Source organism: Methylorubrum thiocyanatum, from assembly GCA_014138645.1.
In the GTDB taxonomy this organism is placed as follows: domain Bacteria; phylum Pseudomonadota; class Alphaproteobacteria; order Rhizobiales; family Beijerinckiaceae; genus Methylobacterium; species Methylobacterium thiocyanatum.
In genome coordinates this window covers 395318-404929 of the sequence record JACJIB010000007.1, presented here as the reverse complement: position 1 = coordinate 404929, position 9612 = coordinate 395318, and the positions used below count along the sequence as shown (strand labels likewise).

General features: G+C 69.8%; 6 protein-coding genes. 3 read left to right on the top strand and 3 right to left on the bottom strand.

What is annotated here, in order from left to right:
• Positions 1-441: 441 nt before the first annotated feature.
• Entirely contained in the window at positions 442-831 is a 390-nt protein-coding gene (locus HNR51_RS20795; RefSeq protein WP_182556198.1) for a response regulator, read from the bottom strand.
• A 16-nt stretch (positions 832-847) separates the two neighbouring features.
• Positions 848-2704 (bottom strand): PAS domain-containing HWE histidine kinase family protein, encoded by a 1857-nt coding sequence (locus HNR51_RS20790; protein ID WP_182556197.1) that lies wholly within the window; start codon positions 2702-2704, stop codon positions 848-850.
• A 524-nt stretch (positions 2705-3228) separates the two neighbouring features.
• On the opposite strand from HNR51_RS20790, the gene HNR51_RS20785 reads away from it, so the two are divergent.
• Genes HNR51_RS20785 through HNR51_RS20775 form a run of 3 tightly spaced genes read left to right on the top strand, consistent with a single transcriptional unit; the run spans position 3229 to position 6921 of the window.
• Entirely contained in the window at positions 3229-4029 is an 801-nt protein-coding gene (locus HNR51_RS20785) for a Crp/Fnr family transcriptional regulator (RefSeq protein ID WP_182556213.1), read from the top strand.
• A 5-nt stretch (positions 4030-4034) separates the two neighbouring features.
• The gene (locus HNR51_RS20780) at positions 4035-6536 is read left to right on the top strand and encodes a GAF domain-containing protein (RefSeq protein ID WP_182556196.1); all 2502 of its coding nucleotides are present in this window, start codon (positions 4035-4037) and stop codon (positions 6534-6536) included.
• Positions 6537-6546: 10 nt separating this feature from the next.
• A complete protein-coding gene (locus HNR51_RS20775; RefSeq protein WP_283215058.1) occupies positions 6547-6921 on the top strand; it encodes a response regulator in 375 nt (124 codons plus the stop codon).
• Between the two features lie 144 nt (positions 6922-7065).
• Here the strand turns inward: HNR51_RS20775 and HNR51_RS20770 are convergent, their stop codons facing one another.
• Positions 7066-9471 (bottom strand): hybrid sensor histidine kinase/response regulator, encoded by a 2406-nt coding sequence (locus HNR51_RS20770; RefSeq protein WP_182556195.1) that lies wholly within the window; start codon positions 9469-9471, stop codon positions 7066-7068.
• Positions 9472-9612 lie beyond the last annotated feature (141 nt).

The window sequence follows — 9612 nt, the reverse complement described above, 5'->3', positions numbered from 1 at the left end:
GCGGGGCGGGTCGTTAGAACTCACCATACGGTCGGTCATAGGCACACACTTCCACAAGCGTGAGCCCCTGTCCGGTCATTTAGGGGGCTACTTCATCATGGCCCCGCTAGTAGGGCGGATGCAGCGTGTGCTGTGAACCCTGCAATCAAGATCACCAACATCACCGCCTTGTTGCCGCTGACCATGCCGACACGTAGTTGTTGATAGCCGAGCCAGTGTTCTGCATACAGACACCAAAGTTCCGCGCTGCAGCAACCTAAAGTGTCGAAGGGCCGCCATCGAGATGGCGGCCCTTCGACGTTTCTGCCGCTGAAAACCCTTTGAGGCCTTATGCGGGCCGAACGACAAGCTCCGTGCCTAGGTCCGTGACTTCTGGCCGGGAAGCGTTGCTGAGCGTCCGACAACATTGGCGAGGCGAACCCGCCCTGCCGAGCCGGATGGCTAGCCCATGACCTGGGCGGCGATGCCATTGAGGGCCTTGACGATGTCGCCTGGCGGGTACGGCTTGGCGAAGAAGAGGCCGTTCTCGGGGAGGTCCTCCTTCGTGACCTTCCGCCGCCCTGACGTGACCATGATCGCGACCGGTGGCCAGCGCTCCCGCACGGCCTGGGCCAGCCTCAGCCCGTCCATCGAGCCCCCCATCTCGATGTCGGTGAACAGGACGCGGATCTCGGAGTGGCGCTCCAGGAGGCGTATGGCCTGATCGGCGTTTCGCGCCTCGTAGGTCGTGAAGCCCACCTCGATGCAGAGGTCGACGGCCTCGGCGCGTAGCAGGGCGTCGTCCTCGACGACGAGGACGGCGAACCGTGAGGGGGCGAATGACTGTCCCATTACGCGACCCAAACCCTCACGCCTCGACCGCCGCGCCACCGGGCACGCCCGTCAGCCGGAACCTGATGCCCGCCGGGTCGAAGTCCAGGCGGCCTTCGCCATCGAAATACGAGGCGACGATCCGCTCGATCAGCTTGGAGCCGAAGCCACGGCCCGCCGGCGGGGTGACGGGCGGCCCTCCGGTCTCGATCCAGTCGAAGGCGAACGCCCCGTCCTCGACCCGCCACGTCATCGACACCCGCCCGGTTTCGTTCGCCAGCGCCCCGTACTTGGCCGCGTTGGTCGCGAGCTCGTGGGTCGCGAGCGACAGGCCGAGCGCCTGCTGCGAGGTGAGGACCAAGTGTGGCCCAGCCCAGACGATGCGGTCCTCGGCCACGCGATGGGGAGCGATGGCGGCCTCGACGACGTCGTGGATGTCGGCCTCGGTGAAGTTCGAGCGGGTGAGGATGTCCTGCGCCCGTCCGAGGGCGGACAGGCGCTGGCCGACCGCCGCGCGCGCCTCGTCCATCGACCTCGCCTGTCGCAGCGTCTGGGTCACGATGGCCTGCACCATGGCCATCGAGTTCTTCATGCGGTGGGCCAGTTCCTGGGCCAGCACCGCGCGCGCCTCCTCGGCCGCCTTCAAGTCGGTGATGTCGCGCGAGATCGAGAGGATGCGCTCGGGTTTCCCGTCCGTCCCCATGATCGGGGAGACCTGCACGTCCCAATACCGCCGGTTGCCCTTCATCGTGTCGGCGTAGCCCTGGAAACCACGGGCGACCCCGGCCTGGGCGGCGGCGATGGCCTCCTTGGCGGCGACGTTGCCCTCGCCCTCCCAGAAATTCGGCCAGGGACACCCGACGACGGCGTTGAAGTCGGACACCTCCATGACCCGCTGGCCGCCCTCACTCATGAATGCGAGCTTGGCGTCGAGGTCGAGAACCTTGATGCAGTCGTTGGAGGCGGCGAGCACGCCGCGCATGAAAGCCTCGCTCTCCCGAAGTTGCTCGATGGCGCGATGCCTCGCGGTCGCGTCGGCGGCCATGCCGAACCATTCGGTGACGTGGCCAGCCTGGTCCCTGACTGGAACCGCGCGCGAGAATATCCAGCCCGCGTTGCCGTCGGCGAGGCGAACCCGGTGCTCCATCTCGAACGGCTCGCTCTTCGCGACCGCCTGTTCGATCCTGTCGCGGACCTCGGCCTGGTCCTCCGGGAACAGATATTCGTCCATCCAGCGCACGCTCGGCGCGTCGGCGTTGGCGATGAAGCCGCGGCCCTGCAGGGTGCGCATCTCCTGCCAGTCGGGGCTCATCGAATAGAGGCTGTCGGAACTAGCCTCGACGAGGGCGGCGAGGCGTTCCTCGCTGGCCCGCAGCCGCTCGGCCGCCGCGTCGCGCTCCCGTTGGGCGACCACCCGGGCCGTGCAGTCGGAGGTGACGTTGAGCAGGCCGACGACCGCGCCCCGCTCGTCGCGCACGGGCGAATAGGCGAAGTCGTACCAGACCTGTTCCTCGAAGCCGTTGCGCGTCATCGTGAGGGGCTGGTCGCGGAAGGCGAAGCTCTCGCCGTTGAAGGTCCGGTCGATCAGCGGGACCAGGTCGTCCCACAGTTCGGGCCAGACCTCGTCGCCCGCCAGGCCCAGGGCGCTCGGGTGCCGCGCCCCGAGGATCTTTGCGTAGCCGTCGTTGTAGAGGAAGATGCGCCGCGGCCCCCACATGACGCACATGGGGTGCAAAGAGGCGAGCATCAGTTCGACGGTGGTGCGCAGGACCGCCGGCCACGTCTCCCGCCTACCCAGGAGGGTCGCCCCCCAATCGTGCGAGCGGAACAGGTCCACCATTCGCAGCGAGCCGGTCCGCCCGACATCAGCGCCGAGCTTGGCGTGCAGCGTCATACCTCGTTCCGCCAAATGCCTTCTTCGGCGAGCCCCCCGCCTCGCGGCACACTAAACGGTTGCCGGAGCGGCAGGAAGGGAGGCACACTGTGACCTCTTCGTGACCGGCCTGCCCGCACGCCATCGAAGGCTGCGTCGCCCCGGGCCGCATCCCTCCGGACCGTCGCGCGTTGACGCCCGCCCCCATCCGAGGGGCTATGGAGGGACCGGCATGCAATCCGATACGCCTCGCCCAGGCGACGACCCGTTGCCGCCCATCGGCGACCCGCCCCCGGACCCGGCCCCGCCGGAAGGCGATCCGCCGGGCGAGCCCCCGGCGCCCCAGCCGCCCGGACCCATAAACCGGCATTAGGCTTGGATCGGCTCCCGCGGCGCGCGACACGCCGCGGGATGTAGGTGCTGAGTTCGCCGGTCGCGCCGGCACGAACTTCCGCCGCCTTTTTACCGTGAAGTGTTCACTGATGAACGGACACGGGGCGTCCGCCGAGCTAGAGCGGGCCAAAGGCACCAACTTGTCGCGACACATGCCGCCGATCCCGACGACCCAGATGGAGCGCAATCTCCTCCTGTTCTCCCTGCCCCCGGGCGAACGCGGACGGCTCGCGCCGCACGCGGAGGTCGTCGCCCTGACCCGCGGGGACGTGCTGTTCGAGCCGGGCGACGACGTCACCTCCGTGGTCTTCCCGCTCGACGGCACGGTCGTGACGCTGGTCGTGTCTCTGGAGGAAGGCCGCACCATCGAGACGGCCACCGTCGGACGCGAGGGGGCGCTAGGTGGCGTCGTCAGCGAGGGGTTCCTGCCGGCGTTCAACCGCGCCGTCGTCCAGATGGGCGGGACGGCCGTGCGCGTCGGCGCCGCCGAGATGCAGTCGGTCAAGCGCGTATCGCTGCCGGTCCGGAACGCCATGGTGCGCTATGCCGACTGCCTCCTCGCGCAGGTCGTCCAGTCGGTCGCCTGCAACGCCGCGCACCCCATCGAGCGGCGATGCGCCCGCTGGCTCCTAACTCTGCACGACCGGTTGGACAGCGACGTGCTGCCCGTGACCCAGGACCTGCTGGCCGAGATGCTCGGCGTGCGACGGACCTACCTCAGCGGCATCCTGAACCGGCTTCACGAGCGGGGACTCGTCGAGATCGCCCGGGCGCGGATCACGGTCCGCGACAGGCGGGCGCTGGAGGCCGCGTCCTGCGAGTGCCATCGCCGGGTCCAGGAGCACTTCTCACTGGTGCTGGGGGCCACGTACGCCCGTGACGGCACCCTGGTGTCACTCGATCCGGAGGGGGCGCCCGGTCCGTTGCTCACGCGCAGGGCGCTGTTGGCATGAGCGTGATGATCCCTCCCAGCGTCGAGCACCTGATTGCTGCCGACCTCCGGCTCGCCGCGCTCCGGTCCTACGGCATCCTCGACACGCCGCCCGAGGAGGCCTTCGACGGCATCGTGCGACTGGCGACCCGGCTGTGCCTCACGCCGGTCGGCCTCGTCAGCTTCGTCGCCGCCGACCGCCAGTGGTTCAAGGCCAGGATCGGCTTCCCCTCGTGCGAAACCGACCTCGACCGGTCGGTCTGCAAGTTCGCCCTGGCCGAGCCCGACCTGCTGGTCGTGCCGGACCTCGCCGCCGACTTGAGGACGGCGGCGAACCCCCTGGTTACCGGGGAGCCGTTCATCCGGTTCTATGCCGGCGCGCCCCTGCGGATGCCGGACGGGCAGGTCCTCGGCTCGCTGTGCGTCATCGATACCGTGCCCAGGCCGGCCGGGCTTTCCCCGGAGCAGCGGGATGACCTGCGCACGCTGGCGGACCAGGTCGTCACCCAGTTGCTGATGCGCCGCGCCGTGGCGGATCGCGACCAGGTCGTCGCCTTCCAGGCGGCGGAGCTGCGTCGGGCGCATCGCCTCGACGTCGTCGCCGCCGCTTCCTCGGCGCTCCTGACCGCCGAGGATCCATCCGCGGTCCTCGAACCGATCCTGAGGGACGGGGCCGAGGCACTCGGGTTCGACCGGGCCTGCCTCTACGACGTGTCGCCGGATGGTGGCCACCTGCGCCTGACCCATTCGGTCAACGTCGCCCCCGAGGCGCGTGAGTACATCCGGCGCCTGCCGTTCGGGACGCCGCTCTGCGGCATCGTCGCCGAGACCGGCGAGCCCCTGATCCTGGAAGGCCTGCAGTCCGGGAACGATCCCCGTTGGGACGTCGCCCGGGGCCACGGGCTCGACGCGTATGCCGGATTTCCCGTCAAGAGCCGCGGCGAGGTGCGCGCCGTCATCGCCTTCGTCTCGACCCGGATGCCGGCGTTCGACGGGGAGACGCTAGCCTTCTTCGAGACACTCGCCCGCCTGATGGCGGCGGTCCACGAACGCCTCGACGGCGAGGACACGCTGGCGGAGACGGCGGCCTACTGGCGCAGCCTATTCGAGCGCCTGAGCGAGGGATTCATCGTCGGCGAGGTCGTGCGGGAGGCCGGACGGGTCGTTGACTGGCGCTACGTCGAGGTCAACCGGGCCTGGGGCGAGCTCGTCGGCATGGACGTGCGCCAGGTGGTCGGTCGGACGATCCGCGAGATCCTGCCCGGCATCGAGGATGCCTGGGTCGACGAGTTTGCGCAGGTGGTCGAGACCGGCGAGCCTCGCGAGTTCCTGCGTCGCGTGGCCACCCTCGACCGCTGGTACGAGGGCCGCGCCTTCGCAATCGGCGCCGACCGGTTCGCCGTCACCTTCCTGGAAGTCACGGACCGGGTTCAGGCCGATGCAAGGCGCATGGCGCTGCTTGCCCTCGGCGACCGCCTGCGCGACCTTACGGCAATCCCCGAAATGATCCATGCCGCAGCCGAGATCGTCGGGACCACCCTCGGATCGACCCGGGCCGGATTCGGGTACGTGGACGCCGCCATGGAGTTCATCGACGTCCAGGCCGACTGGACGGCGCCGGGCGTCCCCAGCATCGCCGGCCGGCACCGCTTCTCCGATTTCGGCGATCTGCGGGCGGACCTGCGGCGCGGCGAGGCACTCGTCATCGAGGACGTGCGGACCGACGCGCGGACGCGCTCCGCCCCCCGGTCCATGCTGGAACTCGGCGTCGGGTCTCTCGTCAACATGCCGGTGCGCGACCGTGGCCGCGTCGTTGCGGTGTTCATCGTGCAGGACGACAAACCCCACCACTGGTCGGCCGAGACGCTTGCCTTCATCCGCAACGTCGCCGAGCGGGTCGAGGCCGGCGTCGCCAGGGTGAAGGCCGAGCAGGAACAGCACGTCCTTAACGAGGAGATCTCCCACCGCCTTAAGAACATGCTGGCGATGGTGCTGTCCATCGCGACCCAGACCCTGCGCGGCGTGCCAGACCGGGCGCCGGTGGAGGCGTTCGAGAGGCGCATCCACGCGCTGTCGACCGCCCATAACGTGCTCCTGCACAAGACGTGGACGGCGGCTCCGATGCGCGAGGTCGCGACCGCCGTCCTGGGGGCGGCCGGCCATGCCGACCGGGTCGCGGTCTCCGGCCCGGACCTCGACCTCGGGCCGCGCGCGACGCTCTCGGTCTCCCTGCTGCTGCACGAGCTCGCCACTAACGCCGCCAAGTACGGCGGGCTGTCCGTCCCCGAGGGCGGCGTGACGGTGACGTGGCGCCTCGACGACGGCCCGGAGGGTCGCGAGGTCGTCCTCGACTGGGTGGAGCGGGGCGGGCCTCCGCCTGTTGCGCCAGCGCAATCCAGGCGGGCCGGGTTCGGGTCGCGGCTCATCCGAATGGGATTGGCCGGATCGGGTGGCGTCGACCTGCGTTACCCCTCCTCAGGCTTCGAGGCGACGATGCGTGCCCCGCTCGTCCAACTGCAGCACGGTTGAGGAGCGCACGGTGGCCGTGGGTGTTGAGGGACGGAACGCGGTCCTCGTGATCGAGGATCAGCCGGTCATGCTCCTGATGGCGGTCGACCTCGTCGAGGAGGCGGGGTTCGAGGCCTTGGAGGCGACCGGGGCCACGGAGGCGGTTCGCCTGCTAGAGACGCGTCCGGACATCTTCCTCGTGTTCTCGGACATCGACCTCGGCATCGGCATGGACGGCCTGGCGCTGGCTCACGCGATACGCGACCGATGGCCTCCGGTGGAGATCATTATGACGTCGGGCAAGGTCCACCCCAGGGCGGAGGATCTTCCGCCCCGGGGCCGCTTCTTCGACAAGCCCTACCGCCGGGATGAGGTCGCCGCCGCGATGCGCGCGCTGGCGGCCTGAACGGAACGCTTCATCGACGATGGCCTGGACCACGCGTCCCGCGCGGGTACGCCGGTTCCGGGCGAGCGTCCCGGCGGCAGAGTTCAGTCGCGTGACGGTTGCCGAGTAGATTCGGCCAAGGTCTCCGTTGAGGCTTGCACCTCCTTACCGCGCACGCTGGACGGCGCGCCGAAGGATGCGCGAGAGGTCGGCGACCGAGTAAGGCTTGCGCAGCAGGTCGAAGCCGTGGGTGCCCTCGGCCGCGAGCACGTCGCTGTAGCCGCTGGTCAGGACCACCGGGAGGTCCGGCCGCCGCCGTCGGATCTCCCCCGCGAGTTCGACGCCGTTCATGCCCGGCATCATCACGTCCGAGAACACCACCTCGAACCGGGAAGGGGCGCGTTCGATCTCGGCGAGCGCTTTTTCCGCATCGATTGCCCAGACCGTGTCGTAACCGAGTTCGCGCAGCGCCTGCTCGGCGAAGGAGCCGACGTCGAGGTTGTCCTCCACGACGAGGACCCGGGTGCCGTGCCCGTCGGCGAGAGCCTCCGGCTCCTCGACCGGCCCGGCGGCGCGGGACGCCGCGACCCGCGGGAGGTAGAGGGTGAAGGTCGTGCCGTCGCCGAGCGCGCTCTCGACGGTGACCTCGCCGCCGGATTGTTTGGCGAACCCGAACACCTGGCTCAGCCCCAGGCCCGTGCCCTGGCCGACGGTCTTGGTCGTGAAGAACGGCTCGAAGATGCGCTCCAGGTTCTCCTGCGCGATGCCTGTGCCCGTGTCGGAGATCGAGACCGCCACGTAGTCCCCGCGCTGGCGCGGGTGTGCACGCACGGCCGGGATCGCCGTCGCGCGGCGAAGTTGGATGCGCAGGTTGCCCTGGCCGTCCATGGCGTCGCGGGCGTTGACGACGAGGTTCACCAGGGCGGTGTCGAACTGGCTGGGGTCGGCGTTCACGTGCAGGTCGCGGCTGTCCCCCTCTGGCAGGTCGAGCTCGACGTGGACGCGCGATCCGGTCAACGTGCCGACCATGTCGGAGACGGCGACCACGGCACGGTCGACCGCGAAGGTCTCGGGCCGGAGCGCTTGACGCCGGGCGAAGGCGAGGAGTTGGCCGGTGAGCTTGGCGGCCCGGTCGACGGTGTCGGAGATAGCGCCGACGTAGCGGAGCCGACGCTCCTCGGCGAGGTCGGGTCGCTTGAGCAGGTCGGTGGACGACTTGATGACGGTGAGCAGGTTGTTGAAGTCATGGGCCACGCCGCCCGTGAGTTGCCCGACGGCCTCCAGCTTCTGCGACTGGCGCAGTTGCTCCTCCAGCGCCCGCCTCTCGGTGACGTCCCGGCCGGCGGCGTAGAAGCGGTCGCCGGTCGGGATGGCGTTCCACGAGATCCAGCGATGGCCGCCGTCCCGCGTCCGGAGGCGCACGTCGATGTCGGCGAGGGCGCCGCCGCCGCTGACGCGCTCGAAGGCCCGTGCCGCGGTCTCGCGGTCGTCGGGATGGACCAGGGCGTCGAAGCGGGCGCCGACGACGTCGGCGAGGTCCCATCCCAGCACCTCCGTCCACGCGTCGTTCGCCGTGTGGAAGACGCCGTCGAAGCCGCAGACGACCAGCAGGTCGCGGCTGGCCCGCCAGACGAGGTCGCGCTCGGTGGCCTTCTCCTCCGCGGTCGCCCGGAGCGTGGTCTCGGCCCGACGGCGGTCGGTGATGTCGTTGAACAGGATGGCGACCCGGTGCTGCTCGGGCTCGCCGACGCGCAGGGCGTGCACGTCGAACCAGCGTCCGAGCGCGACGGCGCCGCTCTCGAACCGCACTGGCCGGCCGGTCCGGGCGACCTCGCCGTAGGTGTCGAACCAGGATTGCTCGTGGGCGGGCGCGAGCTCCCGCATCCAGCGCCCGACGGCACCGCGTAGCCCCGTCTGGGTCTCGAAGGCGGGGTTCACCTCGACGAAGCGGTAATCGATGGCGCGGCCCTCGGCGTCAAAGCGCATCTCGACGACGCAAAAGCCGCTGTCGACGGCGTTGAACAGGGCGCGGTAGCGGGCTTCGCTCTCGGCCAGCACGCCCTCGGTGGTCCGGAAGCGCGTGACATCGAGCTGGCTCGCGAAGAAGTAGCGAAGGTGCCCGTCGGGGTCGAAGACCGGGCTCACGTAGAGCTCGTTGCGGAAGGGCGTACCGTCGCGGTGGTAGTTCAGGATCTCGACGACGACGTCACGGCGGGCGGCGATGGCGTCACGGACCTTGGCGATGTCGGCCGGGTCGGTGTCGGGTCCCTGGAGGAAGCGGCAGTTGCGCCCGATCAGCTCGGCGGCGTCGTAGCCGCACAGGTTCTGGAACGCCCGGTTGGCGAAGACGATGGGGTTGTCGGGCAGGTTGGGGTCGGTGATGATCTGCGGCATGCGGGTCTTTTCCGCCGCCGTGAAAAGGAGGTCGGTGGAGGCCGCGGAGGTGCGCTGTCCCTGGCCCGGCCGCCGCAGGCCGTCGCCCTGGTTGGTCTCCAACTGCGCTTCCAGCCGCGCCACGCGCTCTTCGAGTTCGCGTTCGCTCCGTCGCAACCTCTCGTTCTCTGCGTCCATGGCCCCCCCGGTCGGCCGCGTGGATAGCGTCGGCGACTGCGGGGGACAACGCGCCCGGGCGCGAACGGACCCGTCGCGATGCCGCAGCGGGATTCCGTGGAGGCCGGCTACACGGGAGCGGTGGTCTTGCGCCGTCAGCCG

What these genes read in the sequence shown, in the direction of transcription:
- HNR51_RS20795 (WP_182556198.1), bottom strand. Translation starts at nt 831, where the DNA reads ATGGGACAGTCATTCGCCCCCTCACGGTTCGCCGTCCTCGTCGTCGAG.
- HNR51_RS20790 (WP_182556197.1), bottom strand. Translation starts at nt 2,704, where the DNA reads ATGACGCTGCACGCCAAGCTCGGCGCTGATGTCGGGCGGACCGGCTCG.
- HNR51_RS20785 (WP_182556213.1), top strand. Translation starts at nt 3,229, where the DNA reads ATGCCGCCGATCCCGACGACCCAGATGGAGCGCAATCTCCTCCTGTTC.
- HNR51_RS20780 (WP_182556196.1), top strand. Translation starts at nt 4,035, where the DNA reads ATGATCCCTCCCAGCGTCGAGCACCTGATTGCTGCCGACCTCCGGCTC.
- HNR51_RS20770 (WP_182556195.1), bottom strand. Translation starts at nt 9,471, where the DNA reads ATGGACGCAGAGAACGAGAGGTTGCGACGGAGCGAACGCGAACTCGAA.